The organism is Actinokineospora sp. NBRC 105648, from assembly GCF_030269645.1.
GTDB lineage: Bacteria > Actinomycetota > Actinomycetes > Mycobacteriales > Pseudonocardiaceae > Actinokineospora.
In genome coordinates this window covers 52,759-77,244 of sequence record NZ_BSTR01000025.1, presented here as the reverse complement: position 1 = coordinate 77,244, position 24,486 = coordinate 52,759, and the positions used below count along the sequence as shown (strand labels likewise).

At 71.8% G+C, this 24,486-nt stretch carries 2 protein-coding genes (1 of these 2 only partly in view); both read left to right on the top strand.

Annotated elements, in window-relative coordinates; genetic code table 11:
• The first annotated feature begins 9 nt into the window (after positions 1–9).
• Positions 10–20,040: a non-ribosomal peptide synthase/polyketide synthase gene (locus QSK30_RS21625; RefSeq protein ID WP_285505286.1), complete on the top strand. Its 20,031-nt coding sequence runs from the start codon at positions 10–12 to the stop codon at positions 20,038–20,040.
• On the top strand, positions 20,037–24,486 hold the 5' portion of the coding sequence (locus tag QSK30_RS21620) for a non-ribosomal peptide synthetase (RefSeq protein WP_285505284.1). It continues 4,241 nt past the right edge of the window; only the first 4,450 of its 8,691 coding nucleotides appear in the window; the start codon lies at positions 20,037–20,039; the stop codon falls past the right edge of the window. Before QSK30_RS21625 ends, QSK30_RS21620 begins: the two co-directional genes overlap by 4 nt.

The window sequence follows — 24,486 nt, the reverse complement described above, 5'->3', positions numbered from 1 at the left end:
TACGCGCGGATGTCTGATGTGAAGACGGGCTGGGCACTCTCGCCCGCCCAGCAGGCCCTGTGGTTCGCGCAGCGGCTCGACCCGACCGGTGCCGCGCACAACACCGCCGAGGCCGTCGAGCTGCGCGGTCCGCTCGACCTCGCGGCGCTGCGCCGGGCGCTCGCCCAGGTCGTCGCGGAGACCGGCGCGCTCAGCACGGTGTTCACTGTGGACGGTGAACTGGCGCGCCAGCGCCAAGGTGCCGCCGAGGTCGCGGTCCAGGTGCTCGACCTGAGTGCCGAGCCGGACCCGATGGCCGCCGCGCGGACCTGGATGGCCGCCGACACCGCCCGGCCGATCGACCTGCTCACCGGGCCCGTCGCCGCCGAGGCGATCATCGTGCTCGGCCCGGAACACCACCTCTGGTACCAGCGCGCGCACCACATCGTGCTCGACGGGTACGGTTTCGCCCTCGTCGCGAGCAGGCTCGCCGAGGTCTACCGCGCGCTGGCGGCGGGCACCGACCCGCGCCCCTGCCCGTTCCGCCCGCTGACCGCCTACCTCGACGAGCAGAACGCGTACCAGTCGTCGGAGAAGTCCACCGCCGACCAGGCCTGGTGGTCCGCCCGCGTGGCCGACCTGCCGGAGGTCGTGTCCCCGGCCACCTCGACCGAGATCGCGCCGGGCTTCATCAGGCAGCGCGGGACGGTGCCCGCCGACGTCGCCGCGAAGATCACCGCGCTGGGCGGTCCCGCGGTGTTCGCGGCCGCCGCCGGGCTGCTCGTGCACCGGGTGGCGGGCGCGGACGAGGTCGTCCTCGGCCTGCCGATGATGGGCCGCTTCGGCTCGGCCGCGGCCAGGATCCCCACGACCACGGTCAACGTGCTGCCGCTGCGTGTCGCCGTCTCGCCCCGTGACACCGTCGGCGACCTGGTGGCCGCGGTGCGGGCGGAGATGCGCGCGATCAGCGCCCACCAGGGGTACCGGGGCGAGGACGTGCGACGTGACGCCCACCTGCTGGCCGCCCAGCGGCGGTTGGTCGGCCCGTGGATCAACCTCAAGCCCTACCGCGCCGACCTCGACTTCGGCGGCCCGGTGGCACGCACCCACTACCTGTCGGCCGGACAGGTGGAGGACCTGTCGATCACCATTTCCGGTGGGCAGGCGGGCGCGCCCGTGGAGATCGAACTCGACGGCAACCCGGCCCGCTACACCGCTGCGGACCTCGCCGAGCTCCTGCGCTCCCTCACCGCGCTGCTGGTGGCTCTCGCCACCGCCGAACCGGACTCGCCCACCGGGCGACTGGGTCTCGGTGCGCCGAGCGGGGGGTTGGTCGGCCCAACCGTGCCGCCCCAGCCGGAGGGCCTTGCCCGGCTGGTCTTGGACCAAGCTCGACAGGTCCCCGAGCGGGTCGCCGTGCGGGACGGCGCCACCGAGTTGACCTACCGGGAACTGGCCGAGCGGGTCAGCGCTCTCGCGGGCGCGCTCGCCGAGCGCGGCGCGACCCCGGAAGCGGTCGTCGCGGTCGCCCTTCCCCGCACCGTCGACCTCGTGGTGACCCTGCTCGCCGTGGCCGCCACCGGGGCGGCCTACCTGCCGCTGGACCCGGGTTTCCCGCCCGACCGGATCGACCACATGCTCGCCGACTCGGCCCCGGTGCTGCTGGTGACCACACCCGGCACCCTCAAGCCGGTCGACCTGCCCATCGTGCACCCGGACGAGACCGGTGCCCCCCTTGAACCTGTTGCGGTGCAAGGGGATCAGGCCGCGTACGTGCTCTACACCTCCGGTTCCACCGGTCGCCCGAAGGGCGTGGTGGTCCCCTCCGGCGCGCTGGTGAACTTCCTGCTCGACATGGCGGGCCGGTTCGCGCTCACCGCCGACGACGTGCTGCTCGCGGTGACGACCGTCGGCTTCGACATCTCCGCGTTGGAGCTGTTCGTACCGCTGCTGCGCGGCGCGACGACCGCTCTCGCCGACGGGGACACGGTCCGCGACCCCGCGCTGCTCGCCGCCGCCATCGAGGTGACCGGGGCGACGCACATGCAGGCCACCCCGTCGCTCTGGCACGCCCTGCTCACCGCTCAGCCCGGCGCCGCACGCGGCCTCCGCGCCCTGGTCGGTGGCGAAGCCCTGCCCGCGGACCTCGCCACCGAGCTGATCGCCCGCACCCGGGGCGTCACGAACCTCTACGGGCCGACCGAGACGACGATCTGGTCGACCGCGCACGACGTGCTGGACCCGGGCGCGCCGCCGATCGGCCTGCCCATCGCGAACACCACCGTGCACGTACTCGACGCCGCGTTGCGACCCGTGCCGCCCGGTGTCCCCGGCGAGCTCTACATCGCGGGCGACGGCTTGGCCCGCGGGTACCACGGCCGTCCCGACCTCAGCGCGGAGCGGTTCACCGCCGACCCGTTCGGCGCCCCGGGGAACCGGATGTACCGGACCGGCGACCTGGCCCGGGTGCGCCGCGACGGCGTGCTCGACGTGCTCGGCCGGGTCGACCACCAGGTGAAGGTCCGCGGCTTCCGGGTCGAGCTGGGAGAGATCGAGACCGTGCTCGCCCGTCACCCGCTGGTGGAACGCGCCGTGGTCGTCCCGCACGGGTCGGGATTGGCCGAGCAGCGGCTCGTCGCCTACGTCGTGCCCGCGGTCCCGGAAGACCTCACCGAGTGGGCGCGGACCACGCTGCCCGAGTACATGGTGCCCTCGGCCGTGCTCGCCATCGACGTGATCCCGTTGACCCCCAACGGAAAGGTCGACCGCAAGGCGCTGCCCGAGCCGTCGCTGACCGGCTCGGCTACCGGCCGCGCGCCCCGCAACCCCCGCGAGCGCGCGCTGTGCGACCTCGTCGGGGACACGCTCGGGGTGCGGGGTGTCGGCATCGATGACGACTTCTTCGCCCTCGGCGGCACCTCGCTGCTGGCGACCCGACTGACCGCGCGGGCGCGTGCCGAGCTGGGCGTCGAGCTGTCGATCCGGTCGGTCTTCGACCACCCCACGGTGGCCGGTCTGGTCGGCGAGCTCGCCGCGGCCGTCGCCCGGACCGGGCCGCGCGCCGTCGAACGGCCCGAGCTGGTGCCGCTGTCGTTCGCCCAGCGGCGGCTGTGGTTCGTGCACGAGCTGGACGGCCCCGACCCGACCTACAACATCCCGCTCGTGCTGCGCTTCGACGGGCGGCTGGACCGGGCGGCCCTGCGCGCCGCGGTGGCCGACCTCGCGGCCAGGCACGAGGTGCTGCGCACCGTGGTCGCCACCGACCACGACGGGATCGCCCACCAGCTCATCGGTCGCGCCGACCCGGTGTTCGCCGAGGGCGCCCACTCCCCGGTCGCCGTCACCGAGGCGACCCGCGCGCCGTTCGACCCGCGGGTCGACGCGCCGCTGCGGGTGACGCTGCTGGACGATGGTGACCGCGACGTGCTCGTGCTGGTCCTGCACCACATCGCGGGCGACGAGTGGTCGCTCGGGCCGCTGGTCGCCGACCTCGGCGCCGCCTACACCGCGCGGGTGACCGGCGGTGTGGTCGACACCGAGCCACTTCCATTGCAGTACGCGGACTTCGCGGTGTGGCAACGCGCGGAGCAGGCGGAGGGCGACGACGAGTACTGGGCCGAGGCGTTGCGCGGTGCGCCGGACGAGGTGGCCCCGCGCGCCGACCGGCCGCGACCGGCCCGCGCCTCGCACCGGGGCGGCACCGTGCCGCTGGAGGTGCCCGCCGATCTTCACCGGGCCGTGCGCGAGCTGGCCATCTCCTCCGGCACCAGCACGTTCATGGTGCTGCACGCGGCCATCGCCGCCCTGCTCGGCAGGCTGGGGGCGGGCGAGGACATCGTGATCGGCACCCCCACCGCGGGCCGGGTCGACCAGGTGCTCGACCCGCTGATCGGGTTCTTCGTCAACACCGTGGTGCTGCGGACCGACACCTCCGGCGACCCCACGTTCGGCGAGCTGCTGGCCAGGGTGCGCGCCGCCGACCTGGCCGCGTTCGACCACCAGGACACCCCGTTCGAGCGGTTGGTGGAGCGGTTGGCGCCGCGCCGCTCGGCGGGCAGGCACCCGCTGTTCCAGGTGTTGTTCGCCTACCACCCCGCGCTGCCGGTGCCGGACGGTTTCGCCGGCCTGACCGCGAGCGCCGAGCTGGTGCACACCGCGACGGCCAAGTTCGACCTCACCGTGGACCTCGCGGAGCTCCCCGACGGCGACGGGCTCACCGGGTTCGTCGAGTTCGCGCACGACCTCTACGAATCCGACACCGCGGCGCGCTTCGCCGAGCGGCTCAGGCTGCTGCTGCGCGCCGCGGTGACCAACCCGTCGGTGCCCCTGGGATCGGTCGACCTGCTCACCCCGGCGGAGCGCGACCTCGTGCTCTCGGAGTGGAACGACACTGGGGCAACGGTTTCCGCGCCCTCGATCCCCGACCTGTTCGCCACGCGGGTGGCTGCTGACCCCGACGGCGTGGCCGTGGTGGTCGACGGTGGCGAGACACTGTCCTATCGGGAGTTGGACGCGCGGGTGGCCGCGCTGGCCACTGTGCTCGTCGCGCACGGGGTCGGGCCCGGCGCGATCGTCGGCGTGCTGCTGGAGCGCTCGGCCGCGCTGGTCGTGGCGTTGCTGGCCGTGCAGCGGGCCGGTGCGGCCTACCTGCCGCTGGACCCGGAGTACCCGGCTGAGCGGCTGCGCCTGATGGTCGCCGACGCCGCGCCGGCGCTGGTGATCGCCGCCGGGTCCACATCGGACTTCCCGGCGCGGGTGGTGGTTGAGCTCGATGGTCATGTCGCCTCCGTGGTCGCTGGTGGAGATGATGGACCGGGCGGCGTGGGTGGCGCTTTGGTTTGTCCACAGGCCGAGTTGTCCACAGGGTTGACAGCCGGGGGTTTCGCTGCGTCGAGCGGCCCGGGTACGCTGGAAGTGGGCTGCCCCCCTGGGAGGGCGGGGGCTGTCCAAGGGGTGGGGGATGATCTTGGCAGGTCTGAGTTCGCGGCGTATGTGATTTATACGTCGGGGTCGACGGGGCGGCCCAAGGGTGTTGTGGTGGGGCAGTCGGGGATTGTTAACCGGTTGTTGTGGATGCAGGGTGAGTATGGGCTCGTTGCTGGTGAGCGGGTTCTGCAGAAGACTCCGGCGAGTTTTGATGTGTCGGTGTGGGAGTTCTTCTGGCCGTTGGTGGTTGGGGCGACTCTTGTTGTGGCGCGGCCGGGTGGGCATCGGGATCCTGCGTACCTGGCTGGTGTGATTGAGCGCCATGGGGTTAGCACGGTGCATTTCGTGCCGTCGATGCTGCGCGCGTTCGTGGCTGAACCGGCCGTGCGTGAGGTCCGGTCGCTGCGCCGGGTTCTGTGCTCGGGGGAGGCGTTGCCCGCGGACCTGCGGGACGAGTTCTTCGCGGTGTCGGATGCCGAGCTGCACAACCTCTACGGGCCAACGGAAGCGTCGGTCGACGTCACCGCGGTTCAGGTCCAGGCCGATCGCGCCACGGTCCCCATCGGACGGCCGGTGTGGAACACGCGCGTATACGTGCTCGACGCACAGTTGCGGCCTGCCCCCATCGGGGTAGTGGGGGAGTTGTACCTCGCGGGCGTCCAGCTGGCTTGGGGGTACCTCAAGCGACCAGGGCTCACGGCCGAGCGATTCGTGGCTGACCCGTTCGGGTCGGGCGAACGGCTCTACCGGACCGGAGACCTCGCACTGTGGTCGCCGGACGGTGTCGTCGAATACGTGGGCCGCGCCGACGACCAGGTGAAGCTGCGCGGCTTCCGGATCGAGCTGGGTGAGGTCGAGGCCGCGCTGTCCGCTGTGGACGGGGTCGCGCACGCGGTCGCCGCGGTGCGGGACGATCGGCTGGTCGGTTACGTGGTGCCGCGCGGGTCCGGCTCGCGGGTCCGCGAAGACCTCGCCCGCGTGCTGCCCGCGCACCTCGTGCCGTCGGTCGTCGTGGAGCTCGACGAGATCCCGCTGACCCCCAGCGGCAAGACCGACCGCAAAGCGCTTCCCGACCCCCAGTCGCAGACTGGGGCGTCCTTCGTGGCGCCGCGGGATGCCGCCGAGGAACTCCTGTCAGCGGTCTTCGTCGAGTTGCTCGGTGTGCCCGAGGTGGGTGTTCACGACGACTTCTTCGCGCTGGGCGGACACTCCCTGCTCGCCACCCGCCTGGTCAACCGGGCAAGGGTCGCGCTCGGGGCGGAGCTGTCGGTGCGCGACGTCTTCGACGCGCCGACGGTCGCCGACCTCGCCGCCCGGACCCGCGGCGCACGCACGACCCGGTTGTCGCCCGGTGAACTGGCACGCCCGGAACTGGCGCCGTTGTCGGCCGCGCAGCAGCGGTTGTGGTTCGCCTTCCAGGTCGAAGGACCCTCGCCCACCTACAACATCCCTTTCACCGCCCGGCTTTTCGGGCAGGTCGACGTCGAGGCGTTGCGCGCCGCTCTCGCGGATCTCGCGACACGGCACGAGAGCCTGCGCACCGTCCTGCACGACACCCACCAGGAGATCACCGCCGCGCTCCCCGAACTGCACGTCGTGCGGTTGACCGAGGCGGAGTTGCCCGCGCACCTGACCGAGGCCGCCGAGCACGCGTTCGACCTCGCCGCGGACATCCCTGTGCGGGCCTGGCTGTTCATCACCGAAACCGCGTCTGTGCTGCTGGTCCTGGTGCACCACGTGGCCGCCGACGAGTGGTCCGAGGCGACGCTGTGGTCGGAACTGGGCACCGCCTACGCCGCTCGCCGCTCGGGCTCCGCGCCTGAGTTCGCGCCGCTTGCCGTGCAGTACGCCGACTACGCCGTGTGGCAGCGCGCGGTGCTCGACGACGGCCTCGCCGAGGCGCAGCTCGCGTACTGGCGCCACACGCTCGACGGGGCGCCCGCCGAGATCCCGCTGCCGACCGACCGGTCACGTCCGGCCGTGCCCGACCACCGCGGCGCCCGGGTGTCGGCGGTGGTCTCCCCGGACACCCACCGCGCGCTCGCCGAGGTGGCCACCCGGTCCGGCGCGACGTTGTTCATGGTCGGTCACGCCGCCCTCGCCGCGCTGCTCACCGCCATGGGCGCTGGCCACGACGTCGTGCTCGGCGCGCCCGTGGCCGGCCGGGCCGACGACCGGCTCGACGGGCTCATCGGCTTCCTCGTCAACACCGTCGTCCTGCGTACTGAGACCTCGGGCGACCCGACCTTCGCCGAGCTGCTCGCCCGCGTCCGCAGCACCGACCTGGCCGCTTACGCCCACCAGGACGTCCCGTTCGACCGGGTCGTGGACGAGCTGGCGCCCGAGCGCGCGCTGGGCCGCAACCCGCTGTTCCAGACGATGCTCGTGCACCGCACCGCGCCCACCGCGCGCCCCGGTCTGCCCGGCCACGACGGCGTGGTGGAACCGGTACGGCTCACCACCGCCAAGGTCGATTTGACCGTCACCCTGGCCGAGCGCGCCGAGGGCGGCATCGACGTCTCGGTCGACTACGCCACCCAGCTGTTCGACGAGGCCACCGCGGCCGACCTGGCCAGCCGCCTGATCCGGCTGTTGGACACCGCCGCCGCCGACCCGGGCATCAGACTATCCACTGTGGACGTCCGCACCGCGGCCGAGCGCGCGTGGCCGGTCGAGGCGGTGCCGGTGGCGGTCGACCCGGCTACCATCCCCGAGCTGCTCGACCTCCAGGTCCGGGCCCGTCCGGACGAGGTCGCCGTGGTGGCCGACCAGACGTTGACCTTCGCCCAGCTCGGGTCGCGGGTGCGGGCGCTGGCCCGCCACCTGGTCGAGCTCGGCGTGCGGCCGGAGACCGTCGTGGCCGTGGCGTTGCCGCGCACGGTCGACCTCGTCGTCGCGCTGTTCGCCGTGCTCGAGGCGGGAGCGGTCTACCTCCCGCTGGACCCCGACTACCCGCGCGCCCGGCTGGACCACGTGTTGGCCGACGCCGCACCCGCTTTGCTGATCACCGATAGTCTCGAGGCGGACATCCCGATGCTGCGGCCGGACGACCCGGCGATCGCCTCGGCCACCGCGGACCTGCCGCGACACCCCGATCCGGACTCCGCCGCCTACGTCATCTACACCTCCGGTTCCACCGGTGAGCCCAAGGGCGTGACGGTCGCGCACCGGCAGATCGCCACGCTCTTCCACGCCAACCGGGCCGCCGTGTTCACGCCGGTGGGCCGCGCCCGCGTGGCGCACGGGTTCTCCTTCGCCTTCGACGCCTCGTGGCAGGCGCTGCTGTGGCTGCTTGACGGGCACCAGCTGCACCTGCTCACCCGTGAGGAATACGCGGACCCGGCGGCGTTCCGAGCCGTCGTCGTCGAGCGCGGGATCACCTTCGTGGAGGCCACGCCCGCCACGATCGCGATGCTGGTCGACGAGGGCCTCTTGGGCTACCAAGTCCGCGGTGTCGCGATGGGCGGTGAGGCTGTTCCCGCCGCGCTGTGGGAGCGGTTGTCCGCCGCGGACGTGCATGCCTTCAACTTCTACGGTCCCACCGAGACGACCGTCATGGTCACCATGGCCGAGATCAATGGTTCTCAACCCACGCTGGGGGATCCGGTAGCGGGAACGACCGCGTTCGTGCTGGACGTGCAGTTGCGCCCGGCGCCGACGGGTGTCGTGGGAGAGCTCTATGTGGGTGGGGCGCAGGTCGCGCGGGGCTATCGCGGTCGTCCTTCCCTTACCGCTTGCCGTTTCGTGGCCAATCCGTTCGGGCCGGGACGTATCTATCGCACCGGCGACCTGGTGCGGCGCACTCGGGATGGGGCGCTGCGTTTCGTCGGGCGTGCTGACGACCAGGTCAAGGTGCGCGGTTTCCGGGTGGAACTCGGCGAGGTCGAGGCAGCGCTGTCCGCGGTTCCTGGTGTGCGTGCGGCCGTGGTCGTGCTCCGCGAAGGCAGACTCGTTGGCTATGTGACACCCGCGGACCTGGATGTGTCCGCGCTGCGCGCGGCCGTTTCGGCGCGGTTGCCGGAGCAGGCTGTGCCGGGCGCGGTAGTGGCGCTGGCTGAGCTGCCTCTTACGGCTAACGGCAAGGTGAATCGGGCAGCGCTACCTGCACCAGACTTTGCGGCGCAGACATCGTCAAGTCAGCCGCGTACACCCGCTGAGACTGCACTCGCAGGGGTGTTCGCTGCGGTCCTTGGGTTGCCATCGGTTGGTGTTGACGACGACTTCTTCGCCCTCGGCGGGGACAGCATCCTGTCTATCCAGTTGGTCACGGCAGCGCGCGCGGCAGGTTTCGGTATCGGACCGCGGGACGTGTTCGAGCAGCGCACCGTCGCAGCTCTCGCGCTGCTAGAGGACGACTCCCGTCCGACGTTGGTCGGTTCGGCGGTAGGGGTGTCGCCGTTCACGCCCGTCATGCGCGACTTCCTCGCGCGGGGCGGACCCGTGCGCAAGTTCGCGCAGACGGTCGTGTTGGCGACTCCCGCTGACCTGACTGCGGACGAGCTCTTCGTTGCCGTGCAACGTGTTCTCGACACACACGGGATGTTGCGCGCGCGTCTTGGCTCTGACGGACTGCACGTGCCGCCGTCGTTGCGGGCGTCGGACGTGCTGCGGGTCGGCGAGCTGTCCGTCGAGGAGGCGGTGGACGCGCTCGACCCGGAAGACGGTCGGATGGTCGCGCTGCGGTGGGACGGCGTCGGCAGGCTGCTGATCGCCGCGCACCACCTCGCCGTGGACGGCGTGTCTTGGCGGGTGCTGGCGGCGGATCTGGCTGACGCCCGGGTTGGGGAGCTGGCGCCGGAGACGACGCCGTTCCGCGTGTGGGCCGAAGAGCTGTCGACCACGCGATGGGCGGACGGTGATTTCTGGGCTGATTTGCTCGCTCAACCCGTGCGGCCGTGGGGGACCGTGCCGGTAGATCCCACCCGCGACGTCTTGGGGGCGACGCGCATGGAACGGGTAGTGGTCGATGTTGCCACGACCCGTGCGCTGCTGACTGAACTGCCGCAACGGCACCGCGCTGGTGTGCGGGAGGCAGTGCTGACCGCGTTGGCCGTCGCCGCGGGCGGACCCGTGCGGGTGGACGTCGAAGGGCATGGTCGCGAGGAGAAGGTTGTCCCGGGCGCCGACCTCACCCGCACTGTGGGATGGTTCACTACGGTTCACCCGCTGCGGCTGGAGCCTTCGCTGGCCGCGGTGAAGGAGCACGTGCGCGCCGTGCCGGACAACGGCATCGGCCACGGGTGGCTGCCGACGAGGGACGTCGGGGAGGTCCTGGTCAACTACCTGGGCCGGTTCAGCGTCGAGGACCGGCCGTGGGCCCCGGTCGCCGACGGCAACGCCATCGGCGGCGGGAGCGATCCTGAGCTCCCGGTGAGCCACGCCGTCACCCTCAACTGCGCGGTCGAGGACCGCCCCGACGGCCCCACCTTGGTCGCCGAGTGGACCTACGCGCCGGACGCTTGCGGGTCGCTCGACGTCCCGGAACTGGCCGCGTCCTGGGCGAGCGCATTGGCGGGCTTGGTCGAGCAGCCGCCACAGCTCACGCCGTCGGACTTCCCGCTGGTCGACCTGGATCCGGCCGACCTGGCAGGCATCGTCTCGGCGCACCCGTCGCTCACCGACGTGTGGCCACTGTCGCCGCTGCAGGCCGGGCTGCTCTACCTGTCCGAAGTGGACGATTCCGACGTGTACGTCGTGCAACTCGCCCTGACCCTGGCGGGAACGGTCGACCCCGACCGACTCGGCAGCGCCGTCACGGCCCTGCTGGAGCGCCACGCCAACCTGCGCACCGCGTTCCTGGTCAGCGACTCCGGCACCCCCGTCCAGGTGGTCACGCCGCTGCCGACCGCCCCCACCCCGCGGCCGGCCGGCCAGCAGGACCTGACCCCGCAGCAGATCCCCACCCCGGAGCGCATCTACACCCTGGAGCAGTCCACCCCTCAGACCCCGACCGTCCAGCCAGCCACCCCACAGGCCTCCACCCCGCAGGGCCCCACTCCGCAAACCCCCACTCCGCAAACCCCCACCCCACAGGCCCACCCTCCCAGGGGGCCATCCCCGATCCAGTCTACCGGGGGTGACCGACAGAACGGGGGTAGTGGATCAAGCCTGTGGACAAGTGGAACGGCGTCCTGGGTGCCGTTGCGGCTGGTGGAGACGGGGGACTGGGCCGGATTCCTCGCCGAGGACCGCGCTCGGCGATTCGATGTCGGGGCGCCGCCGCTGGTGCGGTTCGCGCTGGTTCGCACGCCCGGCGCCCAGCGGTTGGTGATCACCAGTCACCACATCGTGCTCGACGGGTGGTCGGGGCCGCTGCTGGTGCGGGACCTCATCGCGCTCTACGCGGGTGTGGAGCTCCCGCCCGTGCGCCCCTACCGGGACTACCTCGCCGCACTGCCGGTTCCGGACACCGCGGTGTGGGCGGAAGCCCTCGACGGCCTCACCGAACCGACTTTGCTGGCTCCCGACACGGCCGTCGCTGGGGTCCCCGACGAGGTCACCGTGCCGGTCACCGCGGACCTCGCCGAGATCGCACGTGCGCGTCGGGTCACGGTCAACACGCTCGTGCAAGCGGCGTGGGGGTTGGTGCTGGCGCGCGTGCTCGGTCGCGACGACGTGGTCTTCGGGGCCACGGTGTCCGGGCGCTCGCCCAAGGTCCCCGGGATCGCGGACATGGTGGGCTTGTTCATCAACACCGTCCCGGTGCGCGTGCGGTTCAACCCCGCCGAGCCGACCGGCGCCTTCCTCACCCGGCTGCAGAGCGAGCAGGCGGCGCTGCTCGACCACCAAGACGTCGGACTGGCCGACATCCAGCGCGTGGCGGGCATCGGGGAGCTGTTCGACACGCTCGTCGTCTTCGAGAGCTACCCGATCGACTCCCGCACCGCCGACGCCAGTTTCCGGGTCACCGCGGTGGAGGGCCACGACGCCACGCACTACCCCGTGGCCCTGGTCGCCCACCCGGGCGGGGATCTGCGCCTGCGGCACCAGCCCGGAACCCGCGACCTGGCCGCCGACCTGGCCCGCAGGCTGGCGACCGTCCTCGACGCCTTCGCGGGTGACCGGGTGGTCGGCACGATCGACGTGCTCACCGACACCGAACGCGAGCTGGTCCTGCGTGGGTTCAACGACACCGCCGAACCCGAGGTGTCCCGGACCCTGGCCGAGATGCTGACCACCCGGATGGCCGCCACCCCCGAGTCCATCGCCGTCGTCGACGGCGCGCGTTCCCTCACCTACGGCGAACTCGACCGCCACACCGCCGCGCTGGCCGACCACCTGCGCGCGACCGGCATCGGTCCAGAGAGGACAGTGGGCATCGCCCTGCCCCGCTCCGCCGAGATGGTCGTCGCCCTGGTGGCCGTCCTGCGCGCGGGCGGCGCGTTCGTGCCGGTCGACCCCACCTGGCCCGCCGACCGCCGAGACCGCGTGACCGCCGACGCCCGGGCCACCGTGGCCATCACCGGCCCCAACCCCGTGCCGCTGTCGATCCCCACTTTGCCCGTAGACCTGGAAAACTGGTCCTACGCCCCGCTGTCAACACCAACCCAGCCCCAGGCAAACCCGCCCCAGACAAACCCCCGCCCTCCCAGGGGGGCGGCCCCGCACCCAGTTTACCGGGGTGGGGCGGGGGATGGGGAGATCTCGATCTTGCCTGTGGACAACTCGGTCGCTCGGACGGGTGAAGTCGGCCCCGGGTCGGTTGGCTCGGCGGATGAGTTCGCGGGGGACTTGGTTGGCCCGGCGAGGCAGGTTGGCGGGGCCCTGGGTGGTCTGGCGCGTGAGGTTGGGGACTCGGGTGGCTGGGGGGACGAGTTCGCGGGAGGTCTGGTCGGCGGGGTGGATGCCGTCGATGGGGCTGGGTTGGCGTATGTGATCTTCACGTCGGGGTCGACCGGGGTGCCGAAGGGCGCGATGATCCGGCACGAGGCCATCTGCGCGCGGTTGTCGTGGCAGGTGGGGCTGCTCGGGTTCGGGGCGGACGACGCGACCCTGTTCAAGGCGCCGTTGGCGTTTGACATCTCGGTCAACGAGATCTTCCTGCCGCTGGTCGCGGGTGGGCGGGTCGTGGTGGCCAAGGCCGGTGGTGAGCGGGATCCGAACTACCTGCTCGACGTCATCGACCGGGAGCGGGTCACCTTCGTCTACCTGCCCTCGTCCATGTTGGACGCCCTGTTGGCCGTGGCAACCGAACCCGCCGCACTGGCTGGGCTGCGGCACGTGTGGTGTGGCGGCGAGGTCCTCACGCCCGATCTGTTCGACCGGTTCCGCGACCGGCTCGATACGACGATGTACCACGGTTACGGCCCAGCCGAGGCGACCATCGGCGTGTCCCACGTGGTCTACCGGGACACCGCGGAGCGGATCGCCACCTCCATCGGCAAACCGAACCCCAACACCCGCCTCTACGTGCTCGACCCGCACATGCGGCCGGTGCCGGTGGGGCGCACGGGCGAGCTCTACGCGGGGGGTTACCTCCTCGGGCGCGGATACGTCGGTGCCCCTGGGCTGACGGCGGCGCGGTTCGTGGCTGACCCGTACGGTCCGGCCGGGGCCCGCCTCTACCGCACCGGCGACCTGGCGCGGTGGAACGCCGACGGGTCGCTGGACTTCGTCGGACGGGCGGACAACCAGGTCAAGATCCGCGGCATGCGGCTGGAGCTGGAAGAGGTCGAGTCCGCGCTGTCGGCCCACCCGGCTGTGCGGCGGGCCGTGGTCACGGTGCGCAAGTCGCCCGCGCCGTACCTGGCGGCCTATGTCGTGCCGGAGCAGGCGCTGTCTGTCGACGAGTTGGCCGGGTGGGCGAAGAGCGCGCTGCCGGAGTACATGGTGCCGTCGGCGTTCGTGCTGCTGGATTCCCTGCCCACCACGGTGAACGGCAAGGTGGACCGCGCGGCACTGCCCGAACCGGATCGCGCTGTGGTGATCACCAGGGCGCCCCGGGACGCCGCTGAAGCCGCACTGGCCAGTCTGGTCGCCGCGGTGTTGGGCCTGCCCGAGGTGGGTGCGGACGACGACTTCTTCACCCTCGGTGGCGACAGCATCGTGTCAATGCAGCTGGTCGCGCGCGCTCGGGCCGCGGAGATCCGCTTGACCACCCGACAGGTCTTTGAGGCGCGCACGGTCGCCGAGATGGCCCGGGTGGCCGAGTTCGGCGTCGCCGTGCGGCGGACTGACGACTCGGCGGTGGGCGTGATCCCGTTGACGCCCGTCATGCGTGAACTGGTCAGTCGAGGCGGACCGATCAACCGGTTCCACCAGTCGCGGTTGGTGACCAGTCCGGCGGAGTTGACCCTTGACCGGCTCGTCGCCGCGGTGGACGCGGTCGTGGCGGCGCACCCGGTGCTGAGGGCGCGGTTCACCGGCGACTCGCTGGTCGTCGGTGCCGAACCTGCGGCGGACGTGGTGACCAGGGTGGATGCCGCCGGTGTCTACGGTCCGCAGTGGACAGACCGGTTGGCGGTCGCGGCCGAAGCGGCCGTCGCGGCGCTGGACCCGGCGGTGGGGCGCGTGCTCCAGGTTGTTTGGTTCGACCGCGGGCCCGGCGAACCCGGACGGTTGCTGGTGGTGGCTCACCACTTCGTGATTGACGGGGTCTCGTGGCGGGTCCTGATCCCTGCGCTGGCCTCGGCCACGCGCGGGGAGCGACTGGAGCCCGCTGCTGTGTCGTTCCGCGGTTGGGCCACGGCCACTCGTGCGCGTGCTGCCGACCTGGAGGTGGAGCGGGAGGCGTGGGAGCGGATCGTGCTCCCCGGGGCTTCGCTGAGCACGCGGGCCCTGGACCCGACCACGGACACAGTCGGGTTGGGGCAATCGCTGACGGTGCGGATCCCGGACGCCCAGCGGTTGATCACCGGGTTGCCCGCGCTGTTCCACACCGGCGCCACGGAGGTCCTGCTGGCCGGGCTGGCCTGGGCCGCCGGGGAGACCCTCGTGGTCGACGTGGAGGGGCATGGGCGTGCGGAGGTCGCCGGGCTCGACCCGACCGACACGGTGGGCTGGTTCACCGAGATCCACCCCGTCCGGCTCGAGCTCGGTGCCGACGTCAGCGCGACCCTCAAGCGGGTCAAGGACGCCGTGCGCGCGGTACCGGGGGACGGGCTCGGATTCGGGCTGCTGGACATCGCGGCGCCCCGGCGGGACGTGCTGTTCAACTACCTCGGCCGCATCGGCGTGGGCGAGTCCGGTGAGTGGGCGGGTGCACCCGAGGCCGCGACGCTGGCGGGCGGCGCGGACCTGGACCTGCCGGTGGGGCACCCGATCGCGGTGAACGTCCTCGTCGAGGAGGGTGCCGACGGTCCGGTGCTCGTGGCCCACTGGGCCTGGGTCGGCGCGGTGGCCGACGCCACGGTCCGGGGGCTGGCGGACCGCTGGGCCGCCGCCCTGGGCGAGCTCGCCCAGCGACCGGTCGGCGGCCACTCGCCGTCGGACTGGCCGCTGGCCGGACTCACCCAGGACGAGGTGGACGAGGTCGACGCGCGGCACCCGGACGTGGCCGATGTGTGGCCGACCACGCCGTTGCAGGCCGGTCTGCTGTTCCTGTCCCGGTTCGACGAGTCCACAGTGGACGTCTACACCACGCAGCAGGTGCTCTCGCTGACCGGCGAGGTCGACGGCGCACGGCTGCGCGCCGCGGCGCAGGCCCTGGTGGACCGGCACGACACGCTGCGAGCGTCGTTCCCGGCGCTGGCGTCCGGCACGGTGGCGCAGGTCATCGCCCGCCGGACCACGGTGCCGTGGCGGCAGGTGACGGCCGACGAGACCGAGACCGCGCGCCTCGTCGACGCCGAGCGGGCCACCAGGTTCGACCTGGCCGCCGGTCCGCTGCTGCGGTTCCTGCTCATCCGACTCGGCCCGGACACCTCGCGGCTGGTGCTGACCAACCACCACGCCATCCTGGACGGCTGGTCGACACCGCTGCTGGCCCGTGAGCTGTTCGCGTTGTACGCAGGTGACTCGCTGCCCGCTGTTCCCCCCTACCGCTCGCACCTCGCCGACCTGGCGACGCGAGACGGCGCCGCCGCGGAGACTGCGTGGCGGACCGCGCTCGCCGGACTCGACGAGCCGACGATCGTCGCGCCGGACGCGGCACGCGCGGGGGTGCTACCGGAGCAGCTGGATATCGACCTCCCTGCTGAGGTGACCGCTCGACTCACCGCGGCGGTGCGGCGGGTCGGGGTCACGGTGAACGCGGCCGTGCAGGCGGCGTGGGGCTTGGTGCTGTCGCAGTGGACCGGCCGCCGCGACGTCGTGTTCGGCGCGACCGTGTCCGGGCGCGACGGGTCGGTGGCGGGCGCGGAGTCGATGGTCGGTCTGTTCATCAACACCGTGCCCGTGCGGGTGCGGCTCGACCCGGCCGAGCCGTTGGGCGAGCTGCTGGCCCGACTGCACCGCGAACAGTCGGCGCTGTTGGACCACCAGCACGTCGGGCTTGCCGACATCCAGCGCGTGGTCGGGATCGGGGAGCTGTTCGACACGTTGACCGTGTTCGAGAGCTACCCGGTGGACTCGGAGGCGTTGGCGCGCGCCGAGTCCGCGGCGGGGCTGGTCGTGACCGAGGTCGTCGGTCGCGACGCCACGCACTACCCGTTGACCCTTCTCGTGTTGCCGGGGGCTTCGACCACGCTGACGTTGCGCTTCCGGCCGGATGTGGTCGGCGCTGATGCCGCGAACGCCCTGCTGCGGCGGGTCGCGCGTGCGTTGGAGACGATCGCCGACGATCTGGGGCGGCCGGTGCACGCGGTCGACCTGTTGCCCGCGGCCGAGCGCGATCTTGTGGTGCGCGGTTGGCAGGGCGCTGCTGTGGAACTGCCCGCGACGACCATTCCGGCGCTGTTCGCCGCACGGGCGGCCGCGGACCCGGATGGTGTGGCTTTGGTGGTCGACGGTGGGGCCTCGTTGTCCTATCGGGAGTTGGCCGCGCGGGTGGACGCTCTGGCGTTGGTGCTGCGGGAACACGGGGTGGTCGCGGGGACGATCGTCGGCGTGTCGCTGGAGCGGTCGGCCGCGTTGGTCGTGGCGTTGCTGGCCGTGCAGCGGGCCGGTGCGGCCTATTTGCCGCTGGATCCGGAATACCCGGCCGAGCGGCTCGCGATGATGATCGCCGACGCGCGGCCGGTGGTGGTGGTCGCCGGGTCTGCTCAGGACTGCGCGACGGTGCTTGTGGATGATCATGGGGTGGCCCTTTCCGGTTGGTCTGACCATGATGGACCCGGGGTCGGCGATCGTGCTTTTGGTTATCCACAGGGCGAGTTGTCCACAGGGTTGACAGGCGGGGCTTTCGCTGCGCCGGGCGCGGCTAGTAAGCTGGAAGTGGGCCGCCCCCCTGGGAGGGCGGGGGCTGCCCTGGGGGTGGGGGATGATCTTGGAAGTGGTGTGGACGGCGGGAGCTGGCTGGATGGTGGGAGTGGTGGGGATGGCGGGAGAGGATGGGTTGGTGTAGGGGGTGAGTCGGGGGGTGGTGCGGCGTATGTGATTTATACGTCGGGGTCGACGGGGCGGCCCAAGGGTGTTGTGGTGGGGCAGTCGGGGATTGTTAACCGGTTGTTGTGGATGCAGGGTGAGTATGGGCTTGCTCGGGGTGAGCGGGTTCTGCAGAAGACTCCGGCGAGTTTTGATGTGTCGGTGTGGGAGTTTTTCTGGCCGTTGGTGGTTGGGGCGACTCTTGTGGTGGCCAAGCCGGGTGGGCATCGGGATCCTGCGTATTTGGCTGAGGTGATTGAGCGGCACAGTGTCACCACGGTGCATTTCGTGCCTTCGATGCTGCGCGCGTTCGTGCCAGTCGCGTTGCAGGCCAAGGGACTTCGGCGTGTGCTGTGTTCTGGGGAGGCGCTGCCCGACGACCTCAGGGACGAGTTTGTCGCTGTCTCGGGTGCTGAGTTGCATAACCTGTACGGACCCACTGAAGCCTCTGTCGATGTGACTGCGACGCGGGTCGATGTTGGTCGGGTGTCTATTGGGCGGCCGGTGTGGAATACGCGGCTGTATGTGCTCGATGGATTCCTGCGGCCCGTGCCGGTCGGTGGTGCTGGTGAGCTTTACCTCGCGGGCGTCCAGCTTGCTCGGGGATATCTCAATCGGCCGGGTCTGACCGCTGAGCGGTTTGTGGCCGACCCGTTCAACAAGGGGCAGCGGCTTTATCGCACGGGGGATGTCGCGCGTTGGCACCCCGATGGTTCGGTGGACTACCTCGGCCGGGCGGACGAGCAGGTGAAGCTGCGCGGCTTCCGGATCGAGTTGGGCGAGATCGAGGCCGCACTGTCCGCAGTGGACGGTGTGGAGCGGGCGGTCGTCGTGGTCCGGGATGACCGGCTCATCGGCTACCTGGTCGGCAGCGCCGACCACGATCACGCCAACCGCAACCACGCCAACCGCAACCACGCCGAGCACGACGACGTCCGAGAGGCGCTGCGACGCGTGCTGCCGGAGCACATGGTGCCCTCGGCGTTCGTGACGCTGGAGCAGATCCCGCTCACCCCGAGCGGCAAGACCGATCGAAAGGCGTTGCCGGACCCGGACTTCGCTGCCTTGGTCGGCGACCGCGCGGCGGAGTCCGATGTGGAGCGAACCCTGGCCGAACTGGTCGCGGCGGTGCTCGGGCTCCCCAACGTCGGGGTCGACGACGACTTCTTCACCCTCGGCGGTGACAGCATCGTGTCCATCCAACTGGTGGCCCGCGCTCGTGCGGCGGGATTGCGGTTCTCCTCGCGAGATGTGTTCGAGCGGCGCACGGTCGCCGGCCTGGCGCTGGTCGTCGAGGTCGACGCGGTGGCCGCGGTCGAGGAGGTGGGGGCGAGCATCGGGCTGGTGCCGTTCACGCCGATCATGCGGGACACGTTGCGCCGCGGCGGGCCGATCGCGAAGTTCGCACAGGCCCGGTTGTTGAACGCACCCAAGGACCTGGACCTCGCCAAACTGGAGCAGGCCGTCACCGCATTGCTTGACACGCACCACATCCTGCGCGCGCGGCTCACTGACGAAGGGCTCGAAGTCCCCGAGCACGCCACTGCGCCGGACGTGTCGAGAATCGACGCGACCGGGCGGACCGACGAGGAACTGGCGTCGGCGGTAGCCGATGAGTTGGACCCGCGGAAGGGCGTCATGCTGCGGGTGGTGTGGCTCGACCGCGCCGGCGGCCAGGGCAAGGTGCTGCTTGTCGCCCACCACCTCGTGGTCGACGGGGTGTCCTGGCGAGTGCTGGAACCGGACCTGGTCAAGGCATACCGGGGCGAGCCGCTCGACCCCATCGGCACCTCCTTCCGCCAGTGGGCCATTGGTTTGCGTGCCTCCAACCCCGATGGCGAGCACTGGCGGAGCCTCGCCGACTGCACCGGGCAGGTCCTCGCGAGCCGCCCGATCACCGGTGCCGACACCGTCCACACCGGACGGGAGTTCAAGCTGGAGCTCACCACCGAGGAAACCCTGCCGCTGCTCACCACGTTGCCGGACCTCTTCCACGGCACCGTCAACGACGTCCTCTTGGCCGGACTGGCGCTCGCCATCGCGCACACGCGGGGCAATCTCGCCCGGGTGGTCGACGTCGAGGGTCACGGCCGCGAAGAGCAAGCCGTGCCGGGGACGGAGCTGTCCCGAACGGTCGGCTGGTTCACCACCGTCTACCCGGTCCGCCTCGACCTGCACAGCATCGACGTGGCAGACGCGCTGACCGGCGGCCACGCGGCGGGCGAGGCGGTCAAGCGGGTCAAGGAGCACCTGCGCGCTATCCCGGACAACGGCATCGGTTTCGGCCTCGGCGACCACGACCTGCCGCCGAGGGACGTCCTGGTCAACTACCTGGGCCGGTTCGACATCGGGGCCGAGCAGCACGGCGACTGGGCCGGGACCGGGCTCGGCGGCGCCGTCGACCCCGAGCTGCCCATCTCGCACGCCCTGCAGGTCAACGCCATCACCCTCGACGGTCCCGACGGGCCGCGGCTCTCGGCCACCTGGGCCTGGGGCGGCGCGGTCGTCGCCGAGCCCGACGCCCGCGAGCTGGCGCACGCCTGGTTCGACGCGCTGCGGGCGCTGGCCCGGCACGCCGAGGCGGGCGCGGGTGGCCACACCCCCTCGGACCTCACCTTCGCTGACCTGTCCCAAGACGAGCTCGACGAGTTCGATTCGGAGTGGAGCTCGTGAACACGCGCAAGCCAGGACTCGACGACGTCCTGCCCCTCTCACCCCTGCAGCAGGGCCTGCTGTTCCACAGCGAGTACGCCGACACCCCGGTCGACCCGTACCACGTGCAGTTCACCCTCGACCTCGACGGCCCGCTCGACCCCGCGGTGCTGCGAGCCGCAGGCCAAGCGCTGCTCGACCGGCACGCCAACCTGCGAGCGTGCTTCCGGCGGCGCAAGAACGGCGCGGTCGTGGCGCCGGTGCCGAGCCGGGTCGAGCTGCCCTGGCGCGAGCTGGTCGAGCCCGACTGGGACGACGTGCTCGCCCAAGACCGGGCCGACCGGTTCGACCTCGCCAAGCCCCCGCTGCTGCGCATGGTGCTGGCCACGACCGGTGGCGGCCACCGGCTGCTGATCGCGTTCCACCACATCCTCCTCGACGGCTGGTCCACACCGCTGCTCGCGCGGGAGCTGTTCCAGCTCTACGCGGCCAAGGGCGACGCCACCAGGCTGCCCGCCGTGCGGCCGTACCGCGACTACCTGATGTGGTTGCGCGCCAGGGACACCAAAGCCTCCCAGGCCGCGTGGGCGCAGGCGTTGCGGGGGATCGAGGAGCCGACCCTGCTCGCTCCGGGCGCCGACCCGGCGGGTTCCGCCGAGCAGCGCCCGATCCCGCTCCCGGACGGCCTCACCGACCGGCTGGCGGACCTGGCGCGCACGAGCGGCGTCACGCTGAACACCGTCGTGCAGGCCGCGTGGGCGCTGCTGCTGGCCCGGTCGCTCGGTCGCACCGACGTCGTGTTCGGCGCGACGGTCTCCGGCAGGCCGCCGGAGCTGGCCGGGGTCAACGAGATGATCGGCCTGTTCATCAACACCGTGCCGGTTCGGGTGCGGCTCGACCCGGCGGAACGGGTGCGGGCACTGCTCACCAGGGTGCAGGCCGAGCAGGCCGCTGTGATGGACCACCAGTACCTCGGGCTCGCCGACATCCAGCGCGCGGCGGGCATCGGGGAGCTGTTCGACACCCTCACGGTGTTCGAGAGCTACTTCGTCGACACCGCGGCCCTGGGCCGCGCCGAGTCCGCCACTGGGCTGTCGGTGCGCGCGGGCCAGACGCGCGACGCGACGCACTACCCGGCGACGCTCGTCGCCGCTGGCCCCGAGTTGCTGCTCAAGTACCGGCCCGGGTTGGTCGACCCGGTCGCGTTGTCCGAGCGGCTCGTGCGGGTGCTCACGGCGCTCGTCGACGCCCCGGACCTGCCCGTGGCGAAGGTCGACGGGTTGTCCGCGAGCGAGCGGACAGACGTCGTCCAGCGCTGGAATCCCAGCAACACCGAGGAAATCGTCCCTGCGACCATCCCGGCCAGGTTCGCTGAACAGGTTGCCAAGGCGCCGGGTGCGCTGGCGTTGGTCGCGGGCGATGAGCGGCTGACCTACGCCGAGCTGGACGCTCGGTCCGATGCCGTCGCGGACGTGCTCGTCGAGCGCGGTGCCGTCCCCGGCGGGATCGTCGCCGTGGCGCTCCCGCGTTCGGCCGACCTCGTCGTGGCTGTGCTGGCGGTGCTGAAGTCGGGGGCGGCGTACCTGCCGCTCGACCCGGACTACCCGCGCGCCCGGCTCGACTTCATGCTGTCCGACGCCGCGCCCACGCTGGTGGTGACCACGCCCGAGCTGCGCGACCAGTTCGCCGTGCCCGTGGTGACGACTGCGGACACCGCTCCGGCCGGACAGCGACCAACCGTCACGGCCGATCACCCCGCGTACGTGATCTACACGTCCGGGTCGACCGGGACACCCAAGGGTGTTCTCGTCCCGCACCGCAACGTCGACCGGTTGCTGTCCGCCACCGACCACTGGTTCGGCTTCGGCCCGGACGACGTCTGGACCCTGTTCCACTCCTACGCCTTCGACTTCTCCGTCTGGGAGCTCTGGGGCGCCCTGCTGCGCGGCGGCACGCTGGTCGTGGTCGACCACGCCACGAGCCGCTCGCCCGAGGCGTTCCTCGACCTGCTCGCGCGCGAGCGGGTCACCGTGCTCAATCAGACGCCGTCGGCGTTCCACCAGCTCGACGAGGCCGACCGCGCTCGGGGCGGGGCCGAGCTGGCGCTGCGGTATGTGATCTTCGGCGGCGAGGCGCTCGACCCGCGCACCCTCGCGGGTTGGTACGCGCGGCACGCCGATGACGCGCCCCGGCTGGTCAACATGTACGGCATCACCGAAACCACCGTGCACGTCACCTACCGCCCGCTCACCGAGCACGACGCCGAGGACGGTGGCCCGGACGTCGGTGTCCCGATCCCTGACCTGCGCGCGTACGTGCTCGACGCCGGTCTCGCGCCGGTGGCCCCCGGTGTCATCGGCGAGCTGCACGTCGCCGGTGCCGGTCTGGCCGACGGCTACCTCAACCGCCCTGGGCTCACCGCGACGAGGTTCGTGGCGAACCCGTTCGGCGCGGGCAGGCTCTACCGCACCGGCGACCTGGCGCGCTGGGTGGACGGGACCCTGGAGTACCTCGGCCGCGCCGACGGGCAGGTGAAGCTGCGCGGGTTCCGCATCGAGCTGGGCGAGGTGGAGTCCGTGCTGGCCCGGCACGAGTCGGTGGCCCAGGCCGTCGCCGTCGTCCGCGACAACCGGCTGATCGCCTACGTCACGGCCACCAGCAACTCCACAGTGGACAGCCTGGACCTGCGCACGCACGCGGGCCGGGACCTGCCCGAGCACATGATCCCCGCTGCCGTGGTGGTGCTGGAGCGCATCCCGCTCACGGTGAACGGCAAGGTCGACCGCAAGGCCCTGCCCGCGCCCGATTTCGCCGGGCTGACCACCGCGCGCGAAGCCGAGACCGCCGCCGAGCAAACGTTGGCGTCCGTGTTCGCCGAGGTGCTCGGTCTGCCCGCCGTCGGTGTGGACGACGACTTCTTCGCCTTGGGCGGCGACAGCATCGTGTCGATCCAGCTGGTCAGCCGGGCGCGCGCGGAGGGACTGAGGTTCTCCCCGCGCGACGTCTTCGAGCGGCGCACTGTCGCGAGGATCGCCGAGGTCGCGGTGGTACCGACCGTGGTGGTGGCGTCGCAGGGAACGGGGGCGCTGCCGCTCACGCCGATCATGCGGGAGCTGCTCCGGCGTGGCGGCCCGATCAACCGGGTCTCCCAGGCCCGTCTCCTCATCGCGCCCGCCGACCTGACCCTGGACCGGCTCACCAGCGCCGTTCAGTCCCTTGTGGACATCCATGACATCCTGCGCGCCCGCCTGACCGGCGACTCCCTCGACGTCCGGCCGATCGGCTCGGTCCAGGCGGCGTCGCTGGTGAGCAGGGTTCCCGGGACCGACTTCGCGGCCGCCGCAGACCGCGCGTACAGCGAGTTGGACCCGGCCGCGGGTGAGATGGTCCGGGTGGTGTGGCTGGACGGACGCGTGTTGCTCGTCGCGCACCACCTGGTCGTGGATGGCGTGTCGTGGCGCATCCTGGTGCCCGACCTCGCCGACGCGGTGACCGGCAAGGCGCTCGAGCCCGTGGGGACCTCGTTCCGCGACTGGGCCCTGGCTCTCGCAGGCCAGGACCGCGCGAGTGAATCCGCCTACTGGCAAGCGATTGCGGACCCCGATGCCAAGCAGGTGGTTCCCACTCGGGACACCGTGTCCACGGTGCGCACGCTGCGGGTCGAACTCCCCGCCGACGTGACCACTCGGCTGCTGGGGTCGGTCCCGGCGGCGTTCCACGCGGGCGTCGAGGACGTCCTGCTCACCGCCTTGGCCCTCGCCTCCGGGCGCCCGGTGGTCGACCTGGAGGGCCACGGCCGCGAGGAGCACGCCGTTGAGGGCGCCGACCTCGCGCGCACGGTCGGCTGGTTCACCACGCTCTATCCGGTCTCGCTCGACCTCGGCGAGATCGACACCGCCGACGCCCTCGCTGGCGGACCGGCGGCGGGGGCGGCGCTCAAGCGGGTCAAGGAGAACCTGCGATCCGTGCCCGGCGACGGGCTCGGCTTCGGCTTGCTGGACGTCGACCGGACCACGCCGGAGATCCTCTTCAACTACCTCGGTCGCTTCGGTGGGCAAGGCACCGGCGACCCGTGGTCGGGAGCACCGGAAGCGGGTGCGCTCGGCGGCGACGCCGATGCCGCGCTGCCGGTTGGACACGCGCTCGACATCAACGCGGTGACCACCGACGGAGTCCTGTCAGCCGCGTTCTCTTGGCCTGTGGCCCAATTCACCGAGGACGAGGTGGCGCGACTGGCCGACCGGTGGGTGGCCGCGCTGCACGCCATCGACCGGCACGCCTCGACCGGGGCGGGCGGCCACACCCCGTCGGACTTCCCCCTGGCCGCCCTCGCACAGTCTGATGTGGACTCCTTAGCGAAGCGGCACCCGGGGCTGGTCGACGTCTGGACACCGACCGCACTACAACAGGGAATCGCGTTCCTGTCCGGGTTCGACGACACCGGCGACGACGTCTACACCGTGCAGT

What these genes read in the sequence shown, in the direction of transcription:
- QSK30_RS21625 (WP_285505286.1), top strand. Translation starts at nt 10, where the DNA reads ATGTCTGATGTGAAGACGGGCTGGGCACTCTCGCCCGCCCAGCAGGCC.